This is a genomic window from Streptomyces sp. NPDC033270, from assembly GCF_055576575.1.
This window is the reverse complement of the sequence record NZ_JBVIRA010000021.1, coordinates 1-25173: the sequence shown is the minus strand read 5'-3', so window position 1 is coordinate 25173 and position 25173 is coordinate 1. Positions and strand designations below refer to the sequence as shown.

The window sequence follows — 25173 nt, the reverse complement described above, 5'->3', positions numbered from 1 at the left end:
GCGCAGTACCGGTACACCGCAGGTACCGGTACCGCAGAACCGGATCCCACTCCCTTGGAGGACAGCACCTTGGACGCCAGCACCGTGAACTCCGCACCCCCCGTGAACTCCACGGGCTCTTCGAAGTCCCCCAACTCTGCCGCGTTTCCACGGCAGTTCGCCCGCACTCGCCGCTTCTCCCTGGGGGTGCCCCGGCACTTCACCGTCTCCCCCGACGGCCGCCGCGTCCTGTTCGTCCGTACGGGCTCGGGCACCGACCCGGTGGGCCGGCTGTGGCAGTACGAGGACGGCGCGGAAAGCCTGTTGGCCGATCCGGGGCTCCTGATAGGAGCGGCGGCCGACACCGTCCCCGAAGAGGAGCGGCTGCGCCGGGAACGGGCCAGGGAGCGCTCGGCGGGGGTGGTGTCGTACGCGGCCGACGACGCCGCCCGTCTCGTGGCGTTCGCGCTGTCCGGCGCCCTGTGGGCGGTGCGCACGGACGGCGGTGCACCGTTCCCGGTCCCCGCGGCCGGCCCGGTGGTCGACCCCCGGCCCTCCCCCGACGGCCGGCACATCGCGTATGTGAGCGGCCGCTGCCTCCACGTCGTCGGCCTCGCCGGTGGCGACCGCCAACTGGCCCGCGCGGAGGGACCGGACATCTCCTACGGGCTGGCCGAATACGTCGCGGCCGAATCCATGCAGCGGATGCGCGGCTACTGGTGGTCGCCGGACAGCGCCCACCTCCTGGTGGCCAGGGTCGACACCGGTCCCGTGGCACGGCGCTACCTCGGCGACCCCGCCGATCCGGCGAAGCCGCCGCAGGTCATCGCCTATCCCGCGGCGGGCACCCCCAACGCGGAGGTCACCGTGCAGCTGCTCTCCCTGGAGGGCGAGCGGGTGGAGGTGGCATGGGACCGCGGGACGCATGAGTACCTCGTCGACGCGGGCTGGGACGCACACGGCCCGTACGTCGCCGTCCAGAGCCGCGACCAGCGCACCCTGCGGACGCTCGCGGTCGACCCGGCGACCGGGGCCACCGAGGTGCGGCACGAGCGGACCGATGCCGCATGGGTGGAGCTGGTGCCCGGCACTCCCGCCCGTACCGCCTCCGGCGCGCCGGTGCTCCCCGAGGACGACGGCGGCACCCGGTTCCTGACCGTCGGCGGTCGGCGGGTCACCCCGGACGGGCTGCAGCTGCGCGCGGTCCTGGGGGTCGAGGGCGAACAGGTGCTGTTCACCGCGAGCGAGGACCCGTTGGAGACCCATGTGTGGCGCTACGGTCCCGGCCACGGCGTCCGGCGGCTGAGCCGGGGCCCCGGCAGGTACGCGGGCGTGGCGCGGGGCGGCACGGTCGTCCTGGAGGGCGTGACACCACACGGCAACGAGGTGCGGGTGGTCCGGGACGCGGATCCGGTGGCGGGTGCGGGGACGGGCGACGGCGCGCCGGACGGGGTGATCGCCTCGCTCGCCGAGGAACCGGCCCTCACCCCGCGACCGCTCCATCTCACCCTCGGCGAACGGCAGTTGCGCGGTGCGCTGTTCCTGCCGTCCTGGCACCAGCAGGGCAAGGGCAGGCTGCCGGTGCTGCTCGATCCGTACGGCGGACCCGGCATGCAGCTGGTGGGGCGGGCCCGCGGGTGGTTCACCTGCGTGTCGCAGTGGTTCGCCGAGCAGGGCTTCGCGGTGCTGGTGGTGGACGGACGCGGGACGCCCGGGCGGGGTCCGGTCTGGGAGAAGGCCGTGCACGGCGACCAGCTCACGCCGGCGCTGGAGGACCAGGTGGACGCCCTTCAGGCGGCCGGGGAGCGGTGCGCCGACCTGGATCTGACGCGGGTGGCGATCCGCGGCTGGTCCTTCGGCGGGTTCCTGGCGGCGGCCGCGGTGCTGCACCGCCCGGACGTCTTCCATGCCGCGGTCGCCGGCGCCCCGCCCACCGATCAGCGGCTGTACGACACCCACTGGAAGGAGCGGTTCCTGGGCCACCCGCAGGAACGGCCGGAGAACTACGCGCGCTCGTCTCTGGCCGGCCATGGCCACCTGCTGAGCCGTCCGCTGCTGCTCGTCCACGGGCTCGCGGACGACAACGTGGCGGCCGCACACACCCTGCGCTTCTCGGCGGAGCTGCTCGCGGCGGGCAAGCCGCACAGCGTGCTGCCGCTGCCCGGCGCCACCCACGCTCCGGCCGACGACGCGGTCAACGAGCAGCTGCTCCACTTCCAGCGGGACTTCCTGCTCGACGCGTTGCGCGGGCGCGCGGGAGAGCCCGCGTAGGAGGGAACGCGTAGGCAGGGAACGCGTACGGCGTTGAACGCCCGCGGCCGCCCGTCCGTATGGATCTGTGCAACGTCCTTGGAGCACATCGCGCACCGAAGGCCCCACCAGGAACCGGAGGCACACCATGGCTGGACACGCGGCATCACGACAGATCCGGACCGAAGCGATGACGGCGGAGGAGGCGGACGCGGCGCCGGCCACCCCGAAGACGGCGGGGCGCGGGGCGACCCGGCGGAACGTGGTCGCGGCGGTCGGAGCGGCCGGGCTGACGGCGGCGCTCGCGGCCTGCGGCAGCGGCATGGCCAGCGGCGGCAGCGCGGCGGACCCCGGCGCCGGCGGCGGCGATCCCGCGGACCCGGGTGCCGGCGGCAGCGGTACGGCGGGCGCGGGTGCGGGCACGGGCGGCGCGCTCGCCAAGACCTCGGAGATCCCCAAGGGGGGCGGCAAGATCTTCAAGGCCGAGAAGGTTGTCGTCACCCAGCCGCAGGACGGCGAGATCAAGGCCTTCTCCGCGGTCTGCACCCACGCGGGCTGCATCGTCGGCGAGGTCACCGGCGGCACCATCAACTGCATGTGCCATGGCAGCAAGTTCGACATCACCGACGGCAGTGTGAAGGACGGTCCCGCCACCAAGCCGCTGGCGCCCGCCAAGGTGAACGTCAAGGGCGGCTCGGTCACCCTCGGATGAGGGCCCGGCCGCCCTTGGTTCGGGTGGTCGCCGCGCGACGAGGGGCCGCCTCAGGCCGGCTTGCGCCACACGGAGATGTGCTTCGCGGAGTCCTGGGTGAACGGCGCCCCGTCCCAGTCCGCGACCCGTCGTTCCCGTTCGAGCCCCGCGATCCGTGCCATCAGGTCGAGCTCCGCAGGCCAGGCGTACCGGTGCCGGGAGGCACCTCGGCGGTAGCGACCGTCCTCGCCGTCGCGTGTGAGGTGGTGCGAGACGAGAATCTGCTCGACCAGGTCGAAGGTGTCGAAGCCGAGATGCCGTTCGGAGACGTCGAACGGCACCGCGACCTGCCCGGGCGGCAGGAACCGCAGCGGCGGCACGCCCAGCTCGATGACGAATCGGCCGCCGGGCGCCAGGTGACGTGCGGCGTTGTGGAAGCACTCGACCTGCTCGTCCTGCGTGAGCAGGTTCGTGATGGTGTTGTAGACGAGATAGACCAAGGTGAACTCGCCGGGAACGGTGGTCGTGGCCATGTCTCCGATGGCGACCGGGAGCCTGTCCTCGTCGATCTTGCGGCGCAGGACCGCTGCCATGTGCGTGGACAGTTCGATGCCCACAACCGGCACGCCGTGTTCCCGGAGCGGGATGCCCACGCGTCCGGTTCCGATGGCGAACTCCAGCGCCGGGCCGTCTCCGGCGAGTTCGGCGAGGAAGGCGATGGTCGGTAGGAGAACGGGGGCCGAGGACATCTCGGTCTCTTCGGCGTCGTAGCGGTCGGCGGTCGCACGTGTCCACAGCTCACTGCTCGTCACGGCCCGCCACCTTGCCGGGCACGGCGGGTCGCTGTCGACTCAATTACGAGGCGGGCCCCGAGCCGAATCCGGCCCGGGGCCCGCCCCTGCTCACTGCCACTTGCCACTTGCCCCTGCCCATTTGCGCGTTCACCGCCGGCGGGTCCGGCTGGTTTCCGCTTTGCCGCGTGGGCTCTCCCGCCTATCCGATCAGCGGAATCCATCGCTGAGCGTCGACCCCGGTGCACGGCGCGAGCGCCACGCTGTTGCGCTCGCCTTCGTCGGCAATGCAGCCCCGGGCGAACTTACGGCTGATGAACGTGGAACCCTCGTCCCTGTTGGCATAGTCCCAGTACTGCGCCTGTACGGCAGTGTTGCAGTTCTCCAGCGCCACCTGCTGCCCTATGCCCTTGGCCGTCACACACCGGCCGGCGTGATGCGCGCTCTCCAGCTGGTAACCCTGGAATCTTCCGACTCGAAGGTAGAAGTCCTGAGTTCCGGAGGCGTCCGCCGACCAGGCCTTGATGGTGTCATTTCCAAACGCGTCGAGATTTTGATCGCTCCCGACGTTCTGGAACGTGTACCGCACGTCCGGACGGAATGTCGCGGGGGACGCCGCTTGGGCACTGCCGCTGGTCAGCAGCCCCGTGCCCAGCAGAGCCGATACGGACAGAACGGCAGTGATGGCCTTGCGAGTTGCCACGATCTCCTCCTGGCTTCGTGACGTCTGCACGTCACACGAGAAGTTGACTGTGCACTGTGTTTGCACTTCCCCGAGGCATGTGCCTCGCAAAGCAACCTACGGCCGGCCATATCCCTCCGGAAGGTGGAATCCGGACGCGGCACAGACCCGGGCGTTCTGGGTTTTCAAGGGATTTGTATTCCCGCAGGATCGAGCCGAAGTCAAGCAAGCCATGAGACCACTTGTGCCGTGTCCGTAAACGGCACAGGGGGCCAGGACAAAGATCCGGGAATTCCCGCCACTACCCGGACGTCAGTAGACGGGTACGCCGGGACGCCGATAGGGGGCCGGCACGGACGGTGGCGGACACAGGGCAGCGGAAGGGCCGGGCCGTAAAGCCGGAGCACGGCCGCCCACCCCCCGTTCTCCACATCAGGCCACGTCCCCTCTCCCGCTCACCCGGCACTTCGGCGCGATTCGGCGAGTCGCCGCATGGCCGAATCCCCACAGGATCCCCACAGGATCCCCACGGTCACGATCACCACCCGATCAGAACGCCGGGCGCACACGCCGGCCGCGGAGGTCCAGGATGGACAGCGGCGAAGAGGGGCAAAGAGTGTCGACGTGGGGGGGCATCGATGGAGGCTGCGGACGTCATCCAGCTCCTGGAGGGGTTACGGGGCCCCGGGCCGTCGTGACGGCGGGCCGGGTCTGCGTGTATGTGCCCGCCATCGATGACACGGTGCGCATCGACGCCGCCGAAGTGAGGCGGTGCAGGCGCATCCGGGCCCCGAACGGGGACCCCGCCGTGGAGTTCGTGATGGGTGACGAGGGGGCGGTGTGGCCGCTGATCATCACTCCTGGGGACGTGGTCTATCAGCCGGTGGATACCGCGGCACGTCCCCGCCGAGGGCGGCCCAGCCCGAACATTCCGCCCCTTCCGTTGGCGGTCGATCGGCCCGGCCGCGGTCAGCGGGCCCGGCGTGGTCGCTTCCAGTCGGCCAGGACGTCCTGGGTGGTGGTGACGGTGGCGACCAGGGCGAGGGTGTTGCGGACCATCGCGGGGGTGTAGTCGGCCGGCACCCCGGCGATGGCGTCCGCCGGCACCACGGCCGCATAGCCGAGGTTGACGGCGTCGAACACCGCATTGGGGATCGCGACGTTCGCCGACACCCCGGTGATGACGAGCGTCCGGCACCCGAGGTTGCGCAGCAGCGCGTCGACGTCGGTGCCGGCTATCGGTGACAGGCCGTGCAGTCTGCGCACCACCAGGTCGGCCTCCGAGACCGGGATCGGGTCCGCGACGCGGACCGCCGTGGACCCGATGATCTGCTGGACGGGCAGCCGCTCGGCCGCCTTGAACAGACGGGCGTTGCGGCTGGCGCCACGGCCGTCGGGGCGGCGTTCGGCGACCGCGTGCAGCACCTGGATGCCGGCGTCGTGCGCGGCCGCCACCAGGCGGGCGATGTTGGTGAGCGCCCCTGAGGTGCGGGCCGCGTCGGCGAGTTCGGGCAGTGCGCTGTCCGGGCCGACCACACCGCGCTGGCATTCGACGGTGAGCAGCACCGTCGAGGCCGGGTCCGGTTGCTCGCTGAGCCGTGCGGTGTCCGGTGGCATCGCGTTCCCCTCTGTGGGGCCCTGGCGGGCCCGGTCTGCCGGCGTGCCGGTCCGAGGCGGGCGAGGGTACCGGGCATTGCGCCCACCAGGAAGAGCGCCCATGATTCCTGACACACCGTCAGGGCGGTCGGCGCGGCCGGCGCAGCCGGGTGTTGCGGCAAGTCGTCGGGGTCAGGCAGGCAAGCGGTACGCAGCGGAGGCGATGACGGATGACCGACACACAGCGGCGCGGGCGCCGGATCATGATGACGCGGGGCGAACTGGACGCGTTCCTCACCGAGCAGCGCACCTGCCGGGTCGCGACGGTAGGCGGCGACGGGGCGCCGCATGTCGGGGCGTTGTGGTTCGTCTGGGACGGGTCGGCGCTGTGGCTGTACTCGATCACCCGCAGCAGGCGGTGGGCCCAGCTGCGCCGGGACCCGCGGATCGCGGTGGTCGTCGACGACGGACAGGAGTACGGCGAACTGCGCGGCGCCGAACTGTCGGGCCGCGGGCAGTTCGTGGGCGAGGCGCCGCGCACCGGTGAGAACTGCCCCGAACTGGACGTTCCGGAGCGGCTGTTCGCGCAGAAGTACTTCGGGGCGGCCCGGATGCCGCATGACGGCCGGCACGCCTGGCTGCGGCTGACGCCGGAGTCCGTCGCGTCCTGGGACTTCCGCAAGATCCCCAGGTGAGGGCGCGCGGGCGGCGGTGGACCGCGCGGTGCCGGCCGCGCGGTGATCGCGTTGTCGGTGGTCTCTGCGAGAGTGGGGTAGTCAGCCCGCCGCGCACCGCGCAGGTGCCGGAGCGGGACGGCCCGGCCGCTCGGTGCCGGGCGCCGACGAGGACGAAGGAGATCCGGTGAACGTGCTCTTCCCCGCACTGCGCGACGGTTCGCCCGCACCCGCGCTGCGCTTCGGCGACCGCGCCCTCAGCTATCGCCAGTTGGCGTCGGTGGCGGGCGCACTCGCCGAGCGGATCGCCGGGGAAACCCGGATCGCGATCTGGGCCACGCCGACTTTGGAGACCTCGGTGGGCGTGGTGGCCGCGCTGCTCGCCGGGGTGGCCGCCGTCCCGGTGAATCCGAAGATCGGCGAGAGCGAGCTGGCGCACATCGTGGCGGACAGCGCGCCCTCGCTCGTCCTGGCCGAGCCGGGCGCCGCCCTCCCGGGTGCGCTCGCCGCGCTGCCCCGTATCGACATCGAGGCCGCCGAGCCCCCCGAGGAGACCGGCCCGGCCCCGCTTCCGCTCGAACCGGGTGACGAGGCACCGGCCCTGATCGTCTACACCTCCGGCACGACGGGCCCGCCCAAGGGCGTGGTCCTCCCCCGCCGCGCCATCGCGCACACCCTCGACGCCCTCGAGGACGCCTGGCAGTGGACCGCCGACGACGTGCTCGTGCACGCCCTGCCGCTGTTCCACGTCCACGGCCTGATCCTCGGCGTCCTCGGGCCGCTGCGGCGCGGCGGCAGCGTCCACCACCTCGGACGCTTCAGCACCGAGGCGGTGGCCCGGGAACTGCTGGCCGACGGCACGATGCTGTTCGGCGTGCCGACGATGTACCACCGCCTGGCCGTCGAGGCGGGCCGTGATGTCGAGCTGGCCAAGGCGCTGTCCCGCGCCCGGCTGCTGGTCTCCGGTTCGGCGGCGCTGCCGCTGACCGATCATGAGCGGATCGCGGCGGCCTCGGGCCGGCGGGTGATCGAGCGCTACGGCATGACGGAGACCCTCATGAACACCAGCGTGCGGGCGGACGGCCCGGATGCCACGGGCACGGTCGGGGTGCCGCTGCCGGGTGTGTACGTCCGGCTGGTCGACGACGCGGGCCAGGTCGTCGAGGCCGGCGACGACGAGACGGTCGGCGAGATCCAGGTCCGCGGTCCGAACCTCTTCGTGGAGTACCTCAACCGCCCCGATGCCACCGCCGCCGCCTTCGACGGCGGATGGTTCCGTACGGGCGACATGGCCCTTCGCGACGCCTCCGGGAACTACCGCATCGTCGGTCGCAAGGCCACCGACCTGATCAAGAGCGGCGGCTACAAAATCGGCGCGGGCGAGATCGAGAACGCGCTGCTGGCCCATCCCTCGGTCGCCGAGGCGGCCGTCACCGGTGAGCCCGACGAGGACCTCGGCGAGCGGATCGTCGCCTGGATCGTGGCGGAGAGCGGCCCGGACGCCGGTCCGCCACCGTCCGGCGAGGAGCTCGCCGACCATGTCGCCCGCCAGCTGGCGCCGCACAAGCGCCCCCGGACCATCCACTTCCTGGACGCGCTGCCGCGCAACGACATGGGCAAGATCATGAAGCGAGAGCTCCGTGCGTGACGGGCCACTGCCCTGCAGCCGGCTGACGGCCCGTCAGGCCCTCGCGGCGGTCGCGGACACGTACACCGAGCTCGCCGGGCCGGACGGCTCCCGAGGACCGTCGAGCACCGCGTCCGGATCACGGGCCGAGGCGCCGCCCCGAGCGCCCGTGGGACCGGACGGGCCGCTCGGCTGGCACGGCTACGACGACGCTCGCAGGCGCGCCCGCGAGCGGACCGGCGAGGACGAGTCGGTGGTCACAGCCCTCGCCACGATCGGCGGCACACAAGCGGTCGTGCTCTCCTTCGAGTTCCGCTATCTGGGCGGCTCCCTGGGCGAGCGCACCGGCGACCGCCTGGAGGCCGCCTACACCGAGGCCCGGGAGCGGGGCCTGCCGGTCGTGTCGCTGATCGCCACGGGCGGCAGCCGGATGCAGGAGGGGATGCGTGCGCTGTCCCAACTCCAGCGGGTGTCGCGGCAGTCGGCGTACCACCGCGCCGCGGGACTGGCGCAGATCGCCGTGCTCCGCGATCCGACGACCGGCGGCGGCTGGGCCACGCTCGGGGCTGGCGCCGATGTGATCCTCGCGCTGCCGGGGGCGCAGATCGGCTTCGCGGGCTCGCGGGTACGTCCCCCGGACGCCGATCCCCGCGCCTACTGCGCCGAGGGGCAGCTGGCGTCCGGCCAGATCGATGCCGTCGTGCCGCCCGACCGGCTGCGCGGCACGCTCCAGCGGTGGCTGCGGCTGCTGTGCCCCTCGGGGGAGTCCGGTGACCGCGCCGCGGAACCGGCGCTCCCGCCGGAGGCGCTGGGCGCCCCGGGGCTGCCGGAGACCGGCTGGGGCGCGGTGGTGCGTGCCCGCGACACCCGGCGGCCGCGCGCCGAGGCCTATCTGCGTGCGTACTTCGACGACTGGGAGGAGCTAAGCGGCGACCGCTGCGGCGGTGTCGACCCCGGCATACGCTGCGGCTTCGGCCATCGCGACGGCCGTACGATCGCCTTCGCCGCGCAGTGCGGCACGGCCACCCGCCCGGCCGGGTTCCGTACCGCCGCCCGCCTCGTCCGGCTGGCCGACCGGCTCGGCTTCCCGGTCCTCACCCTGGTGGACACCCCGGGCGCCGCCAATGACGCGGCCGCCGAGCGGGCCGGCGCCGGTGCGGCGATCGCCGACGCCTTCGCGGCGCTCGCCACCACCCGGGTGCCGGTGACCTCCCTGCTCATCGGCGAGGGCGGTTCGGGCGGCGCGCTGGCGCTCGCCGCACCGGACCGGCTCTGGGCGACACCGGACAGCTACTTCTCCGTGATCGCCCCGGAGCTGGCCGCCGCGATCCTCAAACGCGACGAAGGTCAGGTACGGGAGACCGCCGACCAACTCCGCATCCGCCCGCAGGACTTGCTGGAGCTGGGCGTCATCCGCGCCATCGTCCCACCGGCGCCGGACCCGAGGTGAGCGGGGGCTGCTGACTCGGCCGTCGCCACCGCGTCAGCAGCCCTCCAGGTTCTTCCCCGCCGCGCGGAGCGCTGCCACCGCCGCCCGGATCGAGGGCCTGCGGTCCGCGTCCGCGCGCCAGATGGCGTACACATGGCGGCGCATCGTATGGCGTACGGGAACCACGCTCACCCCGTCCGGCACCGGCCCGCGGCCGAGGCGCGGAGCCACCGCGACCCCCAGCCCGGCCGCGATCAGGGCGAGCTGGGTGCCGTGCTCCTCCGCCATGTGCGCGATGCGCGGCTCCACGCCCTTGCCGCGCAGGGTGAACATCAGCCATTCGTTGCAGAACTCGCCCTGCGGCCAGGAGATCCACTCATCGTCCGTGAAATCCTCCAGCTCCACCGATGTGCGCCCGGCCAGCGGATGCGTCGAGGGCATCGCCACATCGGCCGGATCGTCCAGGAGCGGGGCCTTCGCCAGCCCTTCGGGCAGGGACAACGGCCGGTTGTACCAGTCCAGCACGACCGCCAGATCGATATCGCCGCGCACCACTTGGCGTACCGACGCATCCGGGTCCAGCTCCGTGAGCCCCGCGCGCAGCTGGGGGTGCTCGGCGCGCAGGGCAGCGAGCGCGGACGGGAAGAGTCCCCGGGCCGCGGTGGGGAACGCGCCCATCCGCAGCTCGCCCACCGCCTGGCCGCGATGCGCCTCCAGCTCCGCCTGCGCCAGCTCGACCTGGGAGAGGATGCGCACCGCATGGTCGGCCAGCAGCCGGCCGGCGTCGGTCAGCCGCACACCCCGCCCGTTCTTCGCCAGCAGCTGCTGACCGGTCTCCCGTTCCAGCTTGGCGATCTGCTGCGAGACGGCCGACGTCGTCACATGCAGTCCCTCGGCGGCCGCGCTCACCGACCCATGACGGGCGACCGCGCTCAGCGTCCGTAGGCGATCAAGGTTCAACATGTAAGCAATGCTAATCGATACCCCCCACGGAATTTCGCTTGTGCTACGAATTTGTACCCCGCATCGTTGACGCCATGAGCACCGCCACCGGCGCACCCACCGCCTCCGCCAGCACCGCGAACTCCCCCTCGGCCCCTGCCGACCCCGCGGCCCCGCAGTCCGTCGGCACCCCCTCCCCGGCCGCCTCCGCCGCCCCGGTCTCCCCCGACTCCGGCAACCGGCCCGCGCGCCGCCTTCGCGCCTTCGGCTGGCAGGCCCGCTTCGCCGTCCTCGTCCTGATCTGGGGCTTCAGCTTCCTCTTCATCAAGGTGGGGACGCAGAGCTTCGCGCCGCTGCAGGTCACGCTGGGCCGGGTGGCGTTCGGTGCGCTGGTGCTGCTGACCATCCTGGCGATCAGGCGTGAGCGGCTCCCTCGCTCCCCGCGCACCTGGGGCCATCTCGCCGTCGCCGCGTTCTTCCTCAACGCGCTGCCGTTCTCGCTCTTCGCCTACTCCGAGCTGACCATCCCCTCCACGCTCGCCGGCATCTGCAACGCCACCTCCCCGCTGTGGGGCATGGCGCTGTCGGTCGTCGCACTGTCCGAGGACCGCCCCACCCGGCGCCGGGTCGCGGGCCTGGGCATCGGCTTCCTGGGCGTGCTGACCGTGCTCGGCGCCTGGCAGGGCTTCGCCGGCACGGATCTGACGGGCACCGCGATGGCGCTCGGCGCCTCGCTCAGCTACCCCATCGGCTGGATCTACGTCCGCCGCACCCTGGCCGGCGCCGGACACTCCCACCTGTCCATGTCCAGCGCCCAGCTGCTGCTCGCCACCGTCCAACTGGCCGTGGTCACCCCCCTGTTCACGTCCGCGCCGACCGCCTACCCGATCGTCCCGCTGCTCGCCGTCTTCGCGCTCGGCGCCCTGGGCACCGGTTTCGCCTTCCTCCTCCAGTACGGCCTGGTCGCCGAGGTCGGTCCCACCACGGCGCAGATGGTCACCTACTTCGTTCCCGTGATCGCCACCGCCGCCGGAGTCGTCCTCCTCGGCGAGCAGCTGAGCTGGCACACGCCCATCGGCGCCCTGATCATCCTGTTCGGCGCCGCCCTCACCCAGAGCAAGCCCCGACCCACCCGTCCCTCGACCTCGCTCGCCACCTCCACCACGACCACCACGGACCGGTCTGGCCGTCGGGTCTGAACCATCGGGCCGGGGCCGGACGGGCCTCCCTGACGCCCGGCCCTTGAGACCGGCGCCCGGCGCCCGACCGGCTCGGCCGACTCGGCCCGCTCGGCCCGCTCGGCCGACGAGGCGACATCGCCCACCGGCCACCGGCCACCGGCCAGGAGCCGAGCGCCCGGGCGCCGCTCACTCGTACCGACGGGCCTCCCCCACCCCTGTGGCCGCGGCGACCGCGTCGGCCACAGGGGCTATGTCGTGCTCGCCGAGGCCGGAGACGGTGATGCGGATGCCGGGCGGGGAGTGCAGACGGAAGCGTGCGCCGGGGGCCACCGCCCAGCCGGAGTGCAGCAGCCGGGCCACCGCACCGGTTTCGTCCGGGACGGGCACCCAGACGTTCATACCGCTGCGGCCCCGCGCGGGCACTCCGCGCTCGGCCAGGGCGTGTATCAGCGCGTCCCGACGCCGGCCGTACGCCGCGGCCACCGTCTTCGGGTCGATCGCGGACGTCCGCCACAGATGCAGGACCGCGTCCTGAAGCAGATGGCTGACCCAGCCCGGCCCCAGGCGCTGCCGGCCCCGCACCCGGTCCACCGTCAAGGCGTCGCCGGTGAGCACCGCCAGACGCAGGTCGGGGCCGTAGGACTTGGCCGTCGAACGGACCAGGGCCCAGTGGTCGGTGACGCCGGAGAGCGGGTGGAGCGGGAGGTCGACGATGCCATGGCCGTGGTCGTCCTCGATGAGCAGTACTCCGGGGTGGCCCGCCAGGAGCGCACGGAGCTCGCCGGCACGCGCGGGGCTGACGGCGGCACCCGTCGGGTTCTGCGCCCGGTCGGTGATGACGACCGCACGGGCGCCGTCCTGGAGAGCGCCCGCCAACCGCTCGGGCAGCGGGCCGTCGTCGTCCACTCCGACCGGTGCGGGGCGCAGTCCGAGCGCCGGGATGAGATCCAGCAGGCTGCCCCACCCCGGATCCTCCACCGCCACGGTGTCACCGGGCCGCAGATGGGCGGCCAGCACCCGCTCGATGGCGTCCAATGAGCCGCTGGTGACGGCGATCGGGCCGTCGGTCACACCGTCCGCGGCGAAGGCCGAGCGGGCCATGGCCGCGAGGTCCTCGTCGACGGCCGGAGTGCCGTAGAGCGCCGGGCGTCTCGCGCTGCGCGCCGCGGCCTCGGCCAGGGCCCGTTCGAGCGGAGGCAGCAGGGCCGGGTCGGGGTTGCCGTCGGAGGCGTCGCGGACGCCCGGCGGCACCTCCACCCGCAGCGCCTCGCGTGAGGTGCTCGCGGGGCGGGGCCGCACGCGGCTGCCACGACGGCCCGCCGTCTCGATCACGCCCCGGTCGCGGAGCGTGCGGTACGCGGCCGCGACCGTATTCGGATTGACCTCGAGATAGACGGCCAACTCCCTGAGTGGGGGCAGGACTTCCCCCGGCTGAAGCTCGCCCGCACCGACGGCTCGCTCGACACTGGCGGCAATCTCCGATGCGCGCCGCCCTTCGATCCGATACTCTCCTAGCACAAACTTGATTATGCACTAGTGCAATGGAGTTCGCAATGCCCGAAGCAGAGTCGTACGAACCGACCGGCCGCACGACGCCCACCCGCGCCCGCCAGCGCGCCGCATACGACCACGAGACGGTGCACGGCATCCTCGACGCCGGGTACGTCTGCCATCTGGGCTTCGTCCGCGACGGCTCCCCGGTCGTGCTGCCGACGCTCTACGGCCGGGTCGGCGACCGCCTCTATCTGCACGGCTCGACGGGCTCCCGGCCGCTGCGGATGGCCGGTGAGGCGCCCGACCCCGGCCTCGCGGTCTGCGTCACGGTCACCCATGTCGACGGCCTGGTCCTGGCCCGCTCCGCGTTCCACCACTCCATCAACTACCGCTGCGTCGTGGTCCACGGCACCGCGTATCAGGTGACCGAGGCGGAGGAGAAGACGGCCGCCCTCGACGCGCTCGTCGACCATGTGCTGCCCGGGCGCGCCGCGGACTCCCGCCCCGGCAACGCCAAGGAGCTGGCCGCCACGTCCGTGATCCAGCTCGACCTGCGCGAGGTCTCCGCCAAGATCCGCACCGGCGGCCCCAACGACGAGCCCGAGGATCTCGCCCTGCCGTACTGGAGCGGTGTCCTCCCCGTGACACCGGCGTACGGCGCCCCCATACCGTCCGACGACCTCGCGCCCGGCATCCCCGAGCCGGCGTACCTCCCCGCCCGCTGAGGAGCCACCGTGCTGATCCACCCCTGGGACGCGCCCGACGACGACGCCGAGTGGCAACACTGGCTCGCGGCACACGACTTCGGCCAGCTGGCCGCCAACGGACCGCCCGGCGAGCCGCCGCTGGTGCAGCCGCTGCACTTCGCCTACGACCCGGAGCGCCGCGAGGCCGTCACACATCTGGCCCGCCCCCACCCCCTCTGGCGCGCGCTGGCCGACCACCCGACAGTCCTGTTGAGCGTGGTGGACGACTACGCCTTCATCCCCGGCCCCTGGCAGGCGACGGAGGACCAGCCGCCCGAACACGGCGTCCCCACCAGCTTCTACACCGCGGTCCAGCTGACCTGCACCGCCCATGTCGTGGACGACCCGGAGGCCAAGGCGGCGCTGCTGCAGCGCCAGGTGGGCCACTTCCAGCCGGACGGCGGCTCGGCTCCGGTCGCCGCGGGCGAGGAGCCGTACGGGCGGCTGCTCTCCGGCATCCGCGGTCTGCGCCTCGAAGTGCGGGAGGTGCGCGCCAAGTTCAAGTACGGCGGCAAGCGGAGCGAGGCCGTCCAGCACCGTGTCTCGGAGCGCCTCGCCGAGCGCGGCGGCCCTGGGGACGCGGCGGCCCGCAGCCACCAGCAGCGCCGACTGGCAGCGGCCTCGGCGGCCACGGGGACGCCCACGCCCTGAAGGGCCTGAGCGCCCCGTCCGCCCCCGGTGTGACGGGGGTGCCCGGCCGAGGCAACCGGCCGGGCACCCGTCCTCAGCCCGCCACCGGAGCCGCGGACCGGGCGGCCGCCAGCGCCCCGCGCGCCTCCGTCACCGCCAGCGCGGCGACCGCCGTCAGCAGCACGCCGGTCCCGACGGCCGTGGCCATGGTGAGCCGCTCCCCCAGGAAGAGCACCGCGATGGCCGCGGCCGACACCGGCTCGATCAGTGAGACCACGGAGGCGGTGGCGGCCCGTACGGCGGCCAGCCCCGCGAAGTACAGCCCATAGGCCAGCGCCGTCGGCACCGCCGCGATATAGCCCATCAGCCACAGGCTGCGCCCCAGGTCGTGCATCTGGGGCCACAGCCCCTCCACCACCGCGAGCGGCAGCAGGCACAGTGCGGCCACCGCGAACGCGCTGATCGTCGAGGCGTACGGATCGCTGCCGCCGCCTCTGCCCAGCCGTCGGGTGGCCAGCGTCATCGCGGCACAGCCGGCCGCGGACAGCAGGGCGTAGCCGACACCGGCGGGACGGACGGTCGCGGCGCCGCCCCCGCCGAGGACCAGGACCAGCAGCCCGGTCAGCGCACCGGCGACGGCCAGCACTCCGCCCACACCGAGCCGTTCGCCCATCGTCACGCGCGCCCCGATGGCGATGAGGACGGGGCCCGCCCCCATGGTGACGACGGTGCCCACAGCCAGGCCCGTGGCCTCGACGGCCGCGAAGTAGGCGGCCTGGAAGACGGCGAGGGCGATGCCGGTCACGGCGATGCGCAGGGCGCGCCGGTGGATCGGCTCGTACGGAGCGGGGGCGACGGGGGCGACGGACCGGCGGCGTCGCAGCGCCCGTATGGCGAGCAGCAGAAGCAGCCCACCGAAGGTGCGCCAGAAGGTGAGGGCGATCGGGCCCAGTCCGCTGCCCCGGTAGAGCAGGGCCGCGGCCGCACCCGCGGTACCCCAGGCGGTCGCGGCGAAGGTGACGTACAGCAGCCCCCGGCCCACGGGCAGGGTGGCGGCAGAAGTGGCATGCATGGGAAGTGTGCTCCGGGAAATCCAGTACGGCGCGATGCGCCGTGGAATGGTCGCGTGATCCCGTGTGCAGGCAGCGACGCACAGCCCGGGTACCTGCCCGGGCCGGGGTTTCCTCGGAGGCCGCCGCCCGCCTTACGCGGCGGGCGGGGGCAGCACGGTCGAATGCATGATCGCCACCCTACGTGGCGCGGGATCCGGCGGACAAGCCGTCCTCGGAGCCGGCCGGAGACGCCGCGGCCACCGGCGCCGCGGTGCCCGCCGGAGCACCCGCCGCCGCGAGGTCCCCGCTCTCCGCACCGGCTCCCGCCACCACCACCGTCTGCGTCGACTTCGGCTTGGCCGACTGCGCGATGAAGGCGCCGCACAGCACGACAGCCCCACCCGCGATCTGCGGCGCGGAGAGGTGCTCACCGAGCAGCACCCAGGCCAGGACCGTCGCGATGACCGCCTCCAGGCAGGCGACCACGCCGGCCACCTGGGGCGAGAGCCGACGGATCGACACCACCCCGGTGAGGTAGGCGGCCACCGTCGCGACCAGCACGATCCAGGCGAGCAGCGCGGCTGCGGGCAGCTGGACGCCGTTCATCTGCGCACCGCCGCCGAGCACCGACCAGTCCATGCCCCAGGGGCGGGCAACCACCGTGAGGACGACGGCACCGATGAGCAGGCCGTAGGCGATCACGCCGAGCGGGTCGGCGGAGTCCTCGTCGTCGGTGCCGTGATCGGAGAGCACGAAGTAGCCGACCTGGCAGCAGGCCGCGCCGAGCGCGAGGGCCAGACCGACGACGTCGAAACTCAGCCCGGACCAGACCTCGACGACGCAGGCCAGCCCACCGACGGCGAGCACGACCCCGACCGCGGCGGCGCGGGTGACCGGCCGCTTCTGGACGAAGCGGACCCAGCCCAGGACGAGGGCGGGAGCGAGGTATTCGATGAGCAGCGCGACGCCGACGGGGATGCGGGAGAGCGCGGCGAAGTAGCAGGCCTGTACGCCGGCCACGGCGAGCAGGCCGAAACCGGCGAGCAGGGCGGGCCGGCGCCGCGGCAGGTCCCGGTGGCGCCAGGCGATCGGCAGCATCACCAGCGCGGCGCCGGCCACCCGCAGCCAGGTCACATGCAGCGGTTCGAGACCGGCCTCGATCAGCGGTTTGGCGGCCACGCCCGAACCGCCGAAGGCGAGGGCGGACAGCAGGGCGAGGCCCAGGCCCGCGCCACGTCCCCGGGGCGCGTCGCGGCCCGGCCCGGAGCCGGATGACGGCTGCCCGGCAGCCGGGGACGCTGGAGTGGCCTGCCCCGGGCCGGTCGCTGGACCCGCCGGGCTTCCCGAAGACGCGTGCATCGGGTCATCATGACAGCCGTCGTCAGGAGCGTCACCCCCGATACCCCTGTCAGTCCTGGCCCGGGCGCTCCCCGTCCAGACGAGCGGCGAGCGCGGCGGTGTCGACGGAGGCCCGGTGCAGTACCTCCACGGCCCGGGATCCGGGGTCGTCCACCAGCGCGGCGAGCAGATCGAGACAGCCGGCGCGGAGGGCGTAGCGGGCGTGCGCGCGGTCGAGGGCGCCGTCCATGGCGGCGGCCGCGGCCGGCGACCACCCGGGAACGCCGCCCTCGGTGACCATGGGGACCGCGCCGGAGTCCTCGACGGTGCCGTGCCATTGGAGTCCGTAGCCGATGCTGCGCTGGACCAGGTAGCCGAGCAGCCGCGCCACCTGCGGCCCGCCGTCGAAGGCCGCGCGTACGGCGGGGTCCGATTCCAGCAGCCCGTGCAGCAGATGTGCGGTGTCGACCTGCCGGTCGCCGTCGCGGGTGGCCCGCCTGCGGGCAGCGGAGACCACCGACGCGAGCTCGACGGTGAGCTGACTGTCGAGGTCCTCCTGGGCGGAGCCGCCGCCACTGTACGCAGTACGGTTTTGCACAGCTCCCACCCCACCAGTCCGCGAGGCCGGGAACATCCCCGGCGGGAAGCATTTGCGCATCCCACGCTGGTTGGGGATGCCCGCACCGGATCTCCTCCCTAGGGAGGAGATATCTCGCGGAGAAAATGCGGGGGAATCATGGAGAACGGACATACGGGGTGCCAGCCCCGCCGCCGCCTGCCCATGCAGCGCCCCCTCCCGCCCCGCTTCCGAAGCAGGCCACTCCCCACACCTGACGAGCCATCAGCCAGAGCGCCCCTCGCTCTTGAACCTTCACCCCCATGCGGCTACGTTCCGCGGCACCAGCCAGGACCGTCACCGAAGGGGTGATCGCATGGCCGAAGTCACCGCCCAGACCCGCATCGAGGCACCGGCCGGGAAGATCTGGGACCGGCTCACCGACTTCGATGCGTACGGGGAGTGGAACGCCACCCACACCGCCTTCCCCAAGGGCGGACCGAAGACGCTTGCGGCGGGCGCGTCCTACGAGGAGAACATGAAGCTGATGGGCTTCCCCGCGGAGGTCACCTGGACCGTCCAGGAGCTGGAGCCGGGACGCCTGCTCGACATCAAGGGCAAGGGCCCGATGGGCGTCAGTCTGAGCATGCGCTATGCGCTCACGCCGGACGGCGAGGCGACGGCCGTGCGGATCGACGGCACGTTCACCGGCGCCGCGGTCTCCCTGATGGCCGGCAAGCTCAAGGACTCGGCGAGCGCCGCACTGAACGAGTCGCTGCGCAAGCTCGCCGGCCTGGTCTCCTGACCCTCCGGGGGCCGCCCCTTCCGTCCGGCCCCCGGAGACCGCCGGCCACTGCTCTCACCGCCCGCTCCCCGCTCAGTCCTCTTCGGCGAGGATCAGATACAGCTCCTTGCGGGCCTTGTTGACCACCGCCATGGCCTTCTCCCGCTGCTCGGGGCTGCCGGTGGCCCACACCTGGCGGAACGCCTCGACCAGGCCGCCGCCCGCCTTGCGTATCTCGTTCATCGCCTCCCAGTCGACGCCGCGGCCGGCGTCCTCCCAGGGGGCGTCCGAGCCGCTGTCCGCCTCGGCGCGCCCGGCGTCGGTCAGCGAGAACAGCTTCTTGCCACCCTCGCTGGCGCTGGCGATCAGCCCCTCGTCCTCCAGGAGCTGCAGGGTCGGATAGACCGAGCCGGGGCTCGGCTTCCACGCCCCACCGCTCCGCTCGGCGATCTCCTGGATCATTTCGTAGCCGTGCATCGGGCGGTCCTTGAGCAGCGCCAGTATCGAGGCGCGCACATCGCCGCGGCGCGCCCGGCCGCGCGGTCCGCCGCGCCCTCGACCGCCACCGAAAGGCGGGCCTCCGAAGGGCGGACCGAAGGAGCCGAAAGCGGAGCGCCGCCGCTCCCAGCCGCCCCCGAACTCCCCGCGACCGCCGGAGCGGCCGGGTCCGCGGTAGTCATGGCGGTGCTCGTGCCCGTGATCGTGTCCTTGGGGACGCATGTCGTTCTTCCTCTCTATCGTTGAGCTGTCGCGAATCTGTCGCGATGCCTCAACGATATATCGGGACTGTTCGTCGAAGCAAGGCCCGAACAACATCCGCCGGCGCTCGACAGGCCGCCATCCATAGCCAATTTTCTGGAATTGGCCTTGGCCTGCGGCTCTGTGGCACCTCTACGCTCGCGGCCATGAGGATTCGTATCGTCGACGCCTTCAGTGCGCGTCCGTTCACCGGCAACCCCGCGGGAGTCGTACTCCTCGACTCCGACGCGTTCCCCGATACCGCCTGGCTCCAGCAGGTCGCCACCGAGGTCAACCTCTCCGAGACCGCCTTCGCGCATCCGCTGCCCGAAGGCGGGGACGCCGACTGGGCGCTGCGCTGGCTCACCCCGGCCGCCGAGGTGAACATGTGCGGGCACGCCACTTTGGCCACCGCGCATGTTCTCCACACCACCGGGACGGCCGGCCGTACGGTCCGCTTCCGCACCCGCAGCGGGGTGCTGACCACGACGGCCGGCGACGACGGCTCGATCACCATGGACTTCCCGACCGCGCCGCTGACGCCCGTAGAGGTGCCGCCGGTCGTCGCGGACGCACTGGGCACCGAGATCCGCTCGGCCCACGACACCGGGCCCGATGTCGGCGACCTCCTGGTCGAGCTGGCCGACGAGAGTTCCGTACGGGCGCTGTCGCCGGACTTCAGGGCGCTGGCCGGGCACGGCGGCCGAGGGGTGATCGCCACCGCGCGCGCCGAAGACCCCGTCGGCGGCTACGACTTCGTCTCGCGCTGCTTCTTCCCGGCGCTGGGCATCGACGAGGACCCGGTGACGGGCAGCGCGCACACCGCGCTCGCCCCCTTCTGGTCGGCACGTATGGGCCGCAACTCACTGATCGGGCTGCAGGGCTCGGCCCGTACGGGCTCTGTCCGTACCGAGCTGCGCGGCGACCGTACGCTGCTCACCGGCTCGGCGGTCACGGTGATCGACGGCGAACTGCTGGTCAAGGACTGAGGAAGAGCAGCCGGCCGAGGGCCGCGGGAAGTAGACGAGGGCGAGGGCACCGGCCCTCGCCCTCGCCTCACCCCGTAGGCAGCCACCCCACCTTGCCCGCCAACAGGGCGAACCCGACGAACGCCACGACGTCTATCAGGGCGTGCGCGGCGACCAGCGGCCCGACCCGGCCCCACCGCCGGTAGAGCAGGACGAAGATCACGCCCATCACCATGTTGCCGAAGAGGCCGCCGATGCCCTGGTAGAGGTGGTAGGAACCGCGCAGTACCGAACTGGCCGCCAGCGCCGCCAGCGGCGACCACCCCAACTGTCCCAGTCTGCGCAGCAGATACCCGACGACGATGACCTCCTCCAGGACGGCGTTCTGCACCGCGGAGGCGATCAGCACCGGGATCTTCCACCACACCTCGGGCAGCGCCTCAGGGATCACCGTCAGATTGAACCCGGCCGCCCGCGCCCCCAGATAGAGCAGCAGACCGCTGCCCCCGATAGCGGCCGCCAGCGCGACGCCCCGGCTCAGGTCGAAGCCGGGCCGCCGCCGGTCGAAGCCGATCGCCCGCAGTCCGCCGGCCCGTTCCCGCAGCAGTAGATGCGCGACCAGCGCCACGGGCACCAGTGCGCTCGCGATCCCGAACAGCTGCCAGGCGAGATCCAGCCACGGCCGACCCGGCGCATGGGAGGCGTTGAGCGTCGCCGCCTGGTCCTTCAGGCCGCCGGGCTTGGTCACCGACCCGATGAAGCTGATGAGCGCCGACAGCGCGCTGGCACCCAGCGAGAGGGCCAGGACGATCAGTGTCTCGCTGCGCAGGACGCGCCGGGACGGCTCCTCGGCCGTCCCCGCCCCTGCCCCCGCACCGGGCCCTCGCCCCGGAACGTCCGCATCGGCCACGGGACTTGTATCCGACTGCACACTTCCTCCACTTCCGCATTACCGCCTCTTGGCCACCACCGCCCCGCTAGGGTCTCGACAGCAGGTACGAAGATCGCGCGCGACAGGCCGGGGACGGACGCCATCCACGTGGCGCGCGGTCCCTCTTCTCATCGAACCCGATCGAGCTCCGAGAAGGAGAGGCGCTACCGCAATGGGACGACACAGCTTGCCGGACGGCCCCGCACCGCAGCGCATCGGGGCCCGCCCCGATGCACGTCGTCGCACCCTGGTCGTCTCCACCGGCCTGGCCCTGGCCGTCGCCGCCGGCTCGGTCGTCGCCCTGCGCAGCGATCTGCTCCCCTTCGGCGACCCGTGCGACGGCGCGTCGGTACGGCTCGACGTGGCCGCCTCGCCCGATATCGCCCCGGCGCTGGCGGCGGTGGCCAAGACGGCCCGTGAGGACGCGACCCGCACCGACGGCCGATGCCTCGACGTCAAGATCACCGCACGCCCCTCCCACGAGATCGCCGACTCCTTCGGCCAACGACCGGTCGACCCCGAGTTCCAGGTATGGATACCGGATTCGCACCTGTGGGTGGACCGGGTCGACGCGGAGAGCGGCACCCCGTTGACCGCCGCCGACGCCATCGCCTCCTCGCCGATCGCGCTGGGCGCCGTCCCGAAGGCCGCCAAGGCCCTGGGCTGGCCGAAAAAGACCTACACCTGGGCCGAGCTGACCCGGACCGCGACATCCGGCGACGCGCTGCGCCTGGGTATGGCCGACCCGGCCCGCAGCGCCACCGGGCTGCTCGCCCTGGCCCGTATCCACGCCGTCGACACCACGGAAGCCAAGGACGACGACGAGGCCGAAGTCCGCACCGCCGCCACGGCGAAGCTCCTCGCCCAGCGGATCGCGGACGGCGACGGCCAGATACCGGCCACGCTGCCGCGCGACGACTCCGGCGCCGAGCAGGGCAATCCGCGCCGCAACCAGGCGCTGCTGCTGTCCGAGCAGGCCGCCTACGCCCACAACACCCGTGCCGACGGCGGCCCGCGACTGGAGCTGTTCTACCCCAAGGACGGCACCGCTCAGCTCACCTACCCGTACACCCTGGTCGACGACGGCGCGCTCGGTCCCGAGCAGACCCGCGCCGCCAACCGCTTCCTGACACTGCTCGGCGAGCCCGGCGGGCAGCGCACGCTGCGCGCACACGGCTTCCGGCCCGGCAACGGCGCGGCGGTCGCGAAGGTGGTGGACACGGCCGGCGGGCGCGCCGCACAGCCGTACGCGGCCGCGCCCGCCGATCAGCCGACGGCCAGGGAACTGCGGGCGCTGCTGGGCATGTGGACGATCACGGTACAGAGCGCCCGGATCTGCACCGTCGTGGACGCCTCGGCGTCGATGGGCAGTCCGGTTCCGGGCCGGGGCGGCCAGTCCCGTATGGACCTCGCCAGGAACTCCCTCCTCCAGGCGCTGGCCACGTTCACGCCCGAGGACGAGATCGGGCTGTGGAAGTTCGCCACCCTTCTGGACGGCGGCAAGGACTATGTGGAGCTGTCGCCCACCGGCCGCCTCGGCGACCGGGACGAGGACGGCGCCACCCACCGTGACGCGCTCGCCGCCGCGTTCGGCTCGCTCACTCCGGTCCCCCACGGCGCCACCGGTCTCTACGACACCACGCTCTCCGCCTACCGAAGCGCCCGTGCGACGTATGCGAGCGGGAAGTTCAACGCGGTGGTCGTCGTCACCGACGGCGCCAACGACGACGCCGACGGCATCTCTCTCGGCGCCCTGGTCGGCGAGTTGGAGAAGCTCTCCTCCCCGCACCGTCCGGTACCGCTGATCGCCCTCGCGATCGGCCCGGAGGCGGACAACTCCGCCCTGGAACGCATCGTGGCGCCCACCGGCGGCTCGGCGCACCGCGTCAGCGACCCGTCCCAGATCCACCAGGTGATCCTCAAGGCCATCATGGCGGCGGGCGGCGCCGGACGGCGCTGAGCGGGCCCGCCCGTACCGTAGCCGGGCCCTACGCGCCCCCGGTCGCCGCCTGCCGCGGTCCCGGTACGGCCCACCGCTCGCCGAGCGCCCAGGCCACCGGCCAGGTGTGCACCGGCTGGCCGGCGTGCATCAGCTCGCTGTAGCGCCGGGTCATCGCGGCGAGCGCGGCGTCCCGGCCCAGGCCCTGCCGCCGGGCGTGGTGGAAGGCCGCGGCCTGCCAGGAGGCGCCGTTCACCCGACGCCGGCAGCGCTCCTCGATGATGGCCAGATAGCGGTCGCGGTCGGCCGGTTCCACGCCCCAGGCGTCCAGTCCGCGGGCCGCCAGCGGCAACAGCTCCTGGCGTACGAGCCGTACGGCCGGTATCTCGGCGAGCGTGCCGGCCCGCCCGGGACGCGGCCAGAGCAGGGTGGCGTCGATGCCGTGCCGGCAGGCGGTGTCGAAGTTCCGGGCCGCGGTGTCGAACGGAAGGCGCGACCATATGGGGCGCGCTTCCTCGGCCAGCGCCCGCACCACTCCGTAGTAGAAGGCGGTGTTGGCGATCACGTCGGCGACGGTGGGGCCGGCCGGCAGCACCCGGTTCTCGACCCTGAGGTGGGCGACACCGTCGGTGACCGCGTAGACGGGCCGGTTCCAGCGGTAGACCGTGCCGTTGTGCAGCACCAGTTCGGCGAGGTCCGGCACCCCGCCCTCGTCGAGGACGCGCAGCGGCTCCTGCGGGCCGCACAGGGGCAGCAGCGGCGGGAAGTAGCGCAGGTTCTCCTCGAACAGGTCGTATGCGGAGCTGATCCAGCGCTCACCGAACCACGTCCGGGGGCGGACGCCCTGGGCGGTCAGCTCTGGCGCGCGGGTGTCGGTGGCCTGCTGGAAGGCCGGCGGTCGCGACTCGCGCCACAGCTCACGGCCGAAGAGGAACGGCGAGTTGGCACCGACGGCCACCTGCACCGCGGCGATGGCCTGGGCCGCGTTCCAGACGGCGGCGAAGCGGCCGGGCGTCACCTGGAGGTGCAATTGGACGGATGTGCAGGCGGCCTCCGGCGCGATCGAGGGCGAGCGGGCGACCAGGTGCTCGACGCCCTGGATGTCGAGTGCGAAGTCCTCGCCGCGGGCCGCCCTCATCTGCTCGTTGAGCAGCACATAGCGGTCGTTCTCGGAGAGGCTGGCCGCCGTGAGGTCACTGGCGTGCAGGGTCGGCAGAATGCCGATCATCACGATCCTGGCGGCTACCTCGCGGGCCTTCCTTTCCGCGTAGGCCAGCCCCGTGCGGAGTTCCTCGGCGAGCTGGTCCAGGACATGGCCGGACAATCGGTGCGGCAGGATGTTGACTTCCAGGTTGCACTGGGCGAGTTCGGTCTGGAAATCACGGCTGGCGATGCGCTCGAGAACCTGGGAGTTCAGCATGCGGGGCAGGCCGTCCGGGCCCGCCAGATTGAGCTCGATCTCCAGGCCCATGAGATTCCTGGGCCGATCGAACCTCTTCTCCGCCAACAGCCTCTGCAAGCCCTCAAGGCACTCGTGAAGCTTTCTTCGATAACGCTCCCGGTCCGCCAGGTCGATCCCGTCCGCGGCGACCTTCTCCCCCATCGAAGGGTCCCTCCTTGAGTGAACGTCCCGCGACCACGGGCCGCTTGGGGCCGTCCCCGACACGCCGGGGCTCGCGCTACGGTCGATGATGCCCCGGCAATCTGATCGATAACGCCTCAGGGGCGTGCCGGTGCCGATAGGCTCGAAGTGGTGCGGCGTCCGGCATCTTCCCCAGGCATATCCAGGTGGCCATCGCCGTTCGCATTTCACTTGTGAAATCCACCGACGAGATCCGGCCTACCGCACCGGCATGGAATTACGAGGTGGCATCGCAAAGGCACCGTACAAAGCGGTGAAAAACACCTCGCGCGAGGGTCTGGATTCCGCCTTGCCGCAAATCCGCAAGGCAGGTAGCCGAAACACTTTCAGAACATACGTCGTATAAACTCCCGCTTACGAGGCAGAGAGTTGACGCCCAGCGTCGTGGTGATTTCGCCGGTGCTGGGGCGCAGCGGCCAGGGGGGGGGGGGGGGGGGGGGGGGGGGGGGGGGGGGGGGGGGGGGGGGGGGGGGGGGGGGGGGGGGGGGGGGGGGGGGGGGGGGGGGGGGGGGG

At 72.7% G+C, this 25173-nt stretch carries 22 protein-coding genes; 11 read left to right on the top strand and 11 right to left on the bottom strand.

All coding sequences use genetic code 11. The features are described 5' to 3' along the window. The first annotated feature begins 84 nt into the window (after positions 1-84). Together ACZ5XZ_RS26375 and ACZ5XZ_RS26370 are read left to right on the top strand one after the other, a co-directional pair. Positions 85-2250 (top strand): S9 family peptidase, encoded by a 2166-nt coding sequence (locus tag ACZ5XZ_RS26375; RefSeq protein WP_468982492.1) that lies wholly within the window; start codon positions 85-87, stop codon positions 2248-2250. Between the two features lie 169 nt (positions 2251-2419). Continuing rightward, the gene (locus ACZ5XZ_RS26370; protein WP_468982489.1) at positions 2420-2941 is read left to right on the top strand and encodes a Rieske (2Fe-2S) protein; all 522 of its coding nucleotides are present in this window, start codon (positions 2420-2422) and stop codon (positions 2939-2941) included. A gap of 50 nt (positions 2942-2991) precedes the next feature. Here the strand turns inward: ACZ5XZ_RS26370 and ACZ5XZ_RS26365 are convergent, their stop codons facing one another. From ACZ5XZ_RS26365 to ACZ5XZ_RS26355, 3 genes are all read right to left on the bottom strand, one after another. Next, on the bottom strand, positions 2992-3732 hold the full coding sequence (locus tag ACZ5XZ_RS26365; protein ID WP_468982211.1) for a class I SAM-dependent DNA methyltransferase: 741 nt from the start codon (positions 3730-3732) through the stop codon (positions 2992-2994). 181 nt (positions 3733-3913) lie between these two features. Further along, positions 3914-4414 carry an RICIN domain-containing protein gene (locus tag ACZ5XZ_RS26360; RefSeq protein ID WP_468982209.1) on the bottom strand — a complete coding sequence of 167 codons (501 nt, stop codon included), beginning with the start codon at positions 4412-4414 and terminating at the stop codon, positions 3914-3916. A 948-nt stretch (positions 4415-5362) separates the two neighbouring features. After that, positions 5363-6010 (bottom strand): cysteine hydrolase family protein, encoded by a 648-nt coding sequence (locus tag ACZ5XZ_RS26355; protein ID WP_468982208.1) that lies wholly within the window; start codon positions 6008-6010, stop codon positions 5363-5365. A 209-nt stretch (positions 6011-6219) separates the two neighbouring features. Here ACZ5XZ_RS26355 and ACZ5XZ_RS26350 point away from each other — a divergent pair, with 209 nt between their 5' ends. The 3 genes from ACZ5XZ_RS26350 to ACZ5XZ_RS26340 all read left to right on the top strand — a co-directional run bounded on the left by ACZ5XZ_RS26350 (position 6220) and on the right by ACZ5XZ_RS26340 (position 9740). Further along, positions 6220-6684: a pyridoxamine 5'-phosphate oxidase family protein gene (locus ACZ5XZ_RS26350; RefSeq protein ID WP_468982205.1), complete on the top strand. Its 465-nt coding sequence runs from the start codon at positions 6220-6222 to the stop codon at positions 6682-6684. 166 nt (positions 6685-6850) lie between these two features. Next, positions 6851-8311 carry an acyl-CoA synthetase gene (locus ACZ5XZ_RS26345; protein ID WP_468982203.1) on the top strand — a complete coding sequence of 487 codons (1461 nt, stop codon included), beginning with the start codon at positions 6851-6853 and terminating at the stop codon, positions 8309-8311. Beyond that, entirely contained in the window at positions 8304-9740 is a 1437-nt protein-coding gene (locus tag ACZ5XZ_RS26340) for a carboxyl transferase domain-containing protein (RefSeq protein WP_468982200.1), read from the top strand. The genes ACZ5XZ_RS26345 and ACZ5XZ_RS26340 overlap by 8 nt, the downstream gene beginning before the upstream one ends. A 33-nt stretch (positions 9741-9773) precedes the next feature. On the opposite strand, the gene ACZ5XZ_RS26335 is transcribed toward ACZ5XZ_RS26340, so the two are convergent. Then, positions 9774-10682: a LysR family transcriptional regulator gene (locus tag ACZ5XZ_RS26335; RefSeq protein ID WP_468982199.1), complete on the bottom strand. Its 909-nt coding sequence runs from the start codon at positions 10680-10682 to the stop codon at positions 9774-9776. A 74-nt stretch (positions 10683-10756) separates the two neighbouring features. Here ACZ5XZ_RS26335 and ACZ5XZ_RS26330 point away from each other — a divergent pair, with 74 nt between their 5' ends. Continuing rightward, positions 10757-11860, top strand: a complete 1104-nt coding sequence (locus ACZ5XZ_RS26330; RefSeq protein WP_468982198.1) for a DMT family transporter — start codon at positions 10757-10759, stop codon at positions 11858-11860. Between the two features lie 168 nt (positions 11861-12028). On the opposite strand, the gene ACZ5XZ_RS26325 is transcribed toward ACZ5XZ_RS26330, so the two are convergent. Further along, positions 12029-13360, bottom strand: a complete 1332-nt coding sequence (locus ACZ5XZ_RS26325) for an aminotransferase class I/II-fold pyridoxal phosphate-dependent enzyme (protein ID WP_468982195.1) — start codon at positions 13358-13360, stop codon at positions 12029-12031. A gap of 35 nt (positions 13361-13395) precedes the next feature. Between ACZ5XZ_RS26325 and ACZ5XZ_RS26320 the strand changes: the two genes are divergently transcribed. Continuing rightward, the gene (locus ACZ5XZ_RS26320; protein WP_468982193.1) at positions 13396-14061 is read left to right on the top strand and encodes a pyridoxamine 5'-phosphate oxidase family protein; all 666 of its coding nucleotides are present in this window, start codon (positions 13396-13398) and stop codon (positions 14059-14061) included. Positions 14062-14070: 9 nt separating this feature from the next. After that, on the top strand, positions 14071-14733 hold the full coding sequence (locus tag ACZ5XZ_RS26315; protein WP_468982192.1) for an FMN-binding negative transcriptional regulator: 663 nt from the start codon (positions 14071-14073) through the stop codon (positions 14731-14733). 73 nt (positions 14734-14806) lie between these two features. Here ACZ5XZ_RS26315 and ACZ5XZ_RS26310 read toward each other — a convergent pair whose 3' ends face one another. The 3 genes from ACZ5XZ_RS26310 to ACZ5XZ_RS26300 form a co-directional block, all read right to left on the bottom strand. Continuing rightward, positions 14807-15784: a DMT family transporter gene (locus ACZ5XZ_RS26310; protein WP_468982189.1), complete on the bottom strand. Its 978-nt coding sequence runs from the start codon at positions 15782-15784 to the stop codon at positions 14807-14809. A 178-nt stretch (positions 15785-15962) separates the two neighbouring features. Further along, the gene (locus tag ACZ5XZ_RS26305) at positions 15963-17123 is read right to left on the bottom strand and encodes an EamA family transporter (RefSeq protein WP_468982186.1); all 1161 of its coding nucleotides are present in this window, start codon (positions 17121-17123) and stop codon (positions 15963-15965) included. 49 nt (positions 17124-17172) lie between these two features. Continuing rightward, positions 17173-17700 (bottom strand): peptidase, encoded by a 528-nt coding sequence (locus ACZ5XZ_RS26300; protein ID WP_468982185.1) that lies wholly within the window; start codon positions 17698-17700, stop codon positions 17173-17175. Between the two features lie 334 nt (positions 17701-18034). On the opposite strand from ACZ5XZ_RS26300, the gene ACZ5XZ_RS26295 reads away from it, so the two are divergent. Next, positions 18035-18463 (top strand): type II toxin-antitoxin system Rv0910 family toxin, encoded by a 429-nt coding sequence (locus tag ACZ5XZ_RS26295; RefSeq protein ID WP_468982182.1) that lies wholly within the window; start codon positions 18035-18037, stop codon positions 18461-18463. Positions 18464-18535: 72 nt separating this feature from the next. Here ACZ5XZ_RS26295 and ACZ5XZ_RS26290 read toward each other — a convergent pair whose 3' ends face one another. After that, complete coding sequence (locus ACZ5XZ_RS26290; RefSeq protein ID WP_468982181.1) at positions 18536-19162, bottom strand: PadR family transcriptional regulator; 627 nt, start codon at positions 19160-19162, stop codon at positions 18536-18538. Between the two features lie 185 nt (positions 19163-19347). Between ACZ5XZ_RS26290 and ACZ5XZ_RS26285 the strand changes: the two genes are divergently transcribed. Then, positions 19348-20169: a PhzF family phenazine biosynthesis protein gene (locus tag ACZ5XZ_RS26285; RefSeq protein ID WP_468982179.1), complete on the top strand. Its 822-nt coding sequence runs from the start codon at positions 19348-19350 to the stop codon at positions 20167-20169. A 67-nt stretch (positions 20170-20236) separates the two neighbouring features. Here the strand turns inward: ACZ5XZ_RS26285 and ACZ5XZ_RS26280 are convergent, their stop codons facing one another. After that, positions 20237-21058, bottom strand: coding sequence for a CPBP family intramembrane glutamic endopeptidase (locus ACZ5XZ_RS26280; RefSeq protein WP_468982177.1), 822 nt, complete (start codon positions 21056-21058; stop codon positions 20237-20239). Positions 21059-21251: 193 nt separating this feature from the next. On the opposite strand from ACZ5XZ_RS26280, the gene ACZ5XZ_RS26275 reads away from it, so the two are divergent. Continuing rightward, positions 21252-23039 carry a substrate-binding and VWA domain-containing protein gene (locus ACZ5XZ_RS26275; RefSeq protein ID WP_468982175.1) on the top strand — a complete coding sequence of 596 codons (1788 nt, stop codon included), beginning with the start codon at positions 21252-21254 and terminating at the stop codon, positions 23037-23039. Between the two features lie 28 nt (positions 23040-23067). On the opposite strand, the gene ACZ5XZ_RS26270 is transcribed toward ACZ5XZ_RS26275, so the two are convergent. Further along, positions 23068-24621, bottom strand: coding sequence for a glutamate-cysteine ligase family protein (locus ACZ5XZ_RS26270; protein ID WP_468982174.1), 1554 nt, complete (start codon positions 24619-24621; stop codon positions 23068-23070). Positions 24622-25173 lie beyond the last annotated feature (552 nt).

Excerpts from the sequence above, each read along its gene's own strand:
- ACZ5XZ_RS26370 (WP_468982489.1), top strand. The coding sequence starts at position 2,420 with ATGACGGCGGAGGAGGCGGACGCGGCGCCGGCCACCCCGAAGACGGCG.
- ACZ5XZ_RS26355 (WP_468982208.1), bottom strand. The coding sequence starts at position 6,010 with ATGCCACCGGACACCGCACGGCTCAGCGAGCAACCGGACCCGGCCTCG.
- ACZ5XZ_RS26350 (WP_468982205.1), top strand. The coding sequence starts at position 6,220 with ATGACCGACACACAGCGGCGCGGGCGCCGGATCATGATGACGCGGGGC.
- ACZ5XZ_RS26335 (WP_468982199.1), bottom strand. The coding sequence starts at position 10,682 with ATGTTGAACCTTGATCGCCTACGGACGCTGAGCGCGGTCGCCCGTCAT.
- ACZ5XZ_RS26330 (WP_468982198.1), top strand. The coding sequence starts at position 10,757 with ATGAGCACCGCCACCGGCGCACCCACCGCCTCCGCCAGCACCGCGAAC.
- ACZ5XZ_RS26320 (WP_468982193.1), top strand. The coding sequence starts at position 13,396 with ATGCCCGAAGCAGAGTCGTACGAACCGACCGGCCGCACGACGCCCACC.
- ACZ5XZ_RS26310 (WP_468982189.1), bottom strand. The coding sequence starts at position 15,784 with ATGCATGCCACTTCTGCCGCCACCCTGCCCGTGGGCCGGGGGCTGCTG.
- ACZ5XZ_RS26305 (WP_468982186.1), bottom strand. The coding sequence starts at position 17,123 with ATGCACGCGTCTTCGGGAAGCCCGGCGGGTCCAGCGACCGGCCCGGGG.
- ACZ5XZ_RS26295 (WP_468982182.1), top strand. The coding sequence starts at position 18,035 with ATGGCCGAAGTCACCGCCCAGACCCGCATCGAGGCACCGGCCGGGAAG.
- ACZ5XZ_RS26290 (WP_468982181.1), bottom strand. The coding sequence starts at position 19,162 with ATGCGTCCCCAAGGACACGATCACGGGCACGAGCACCGCCATGACTAC.
- ACZ5XZ_RS26285 (WP_468982179.1), top strand. The coding sequence starts at position 19,348 with ATGAGGATTCGTATCGTCGACGCCTTCAGTGCGCGTCCGTTCACCGGC.
- ACZ5XZ_RS26275 (WP_468982175.1), top strand. The coding sequence starts at position 21,252 with ATGGGACGACACAGCTTGCCGGACGGCCCCGCACCGCAGCGCATCGGG.
- ACZ5XZ_RS26270 (WP_468982174.1), bottom strand. The coding sequence starts at position 24,621 with ATGGGGGAGAAGGTCGCCGCGGACGGGATCGACCTGGCGGACCGGGAG.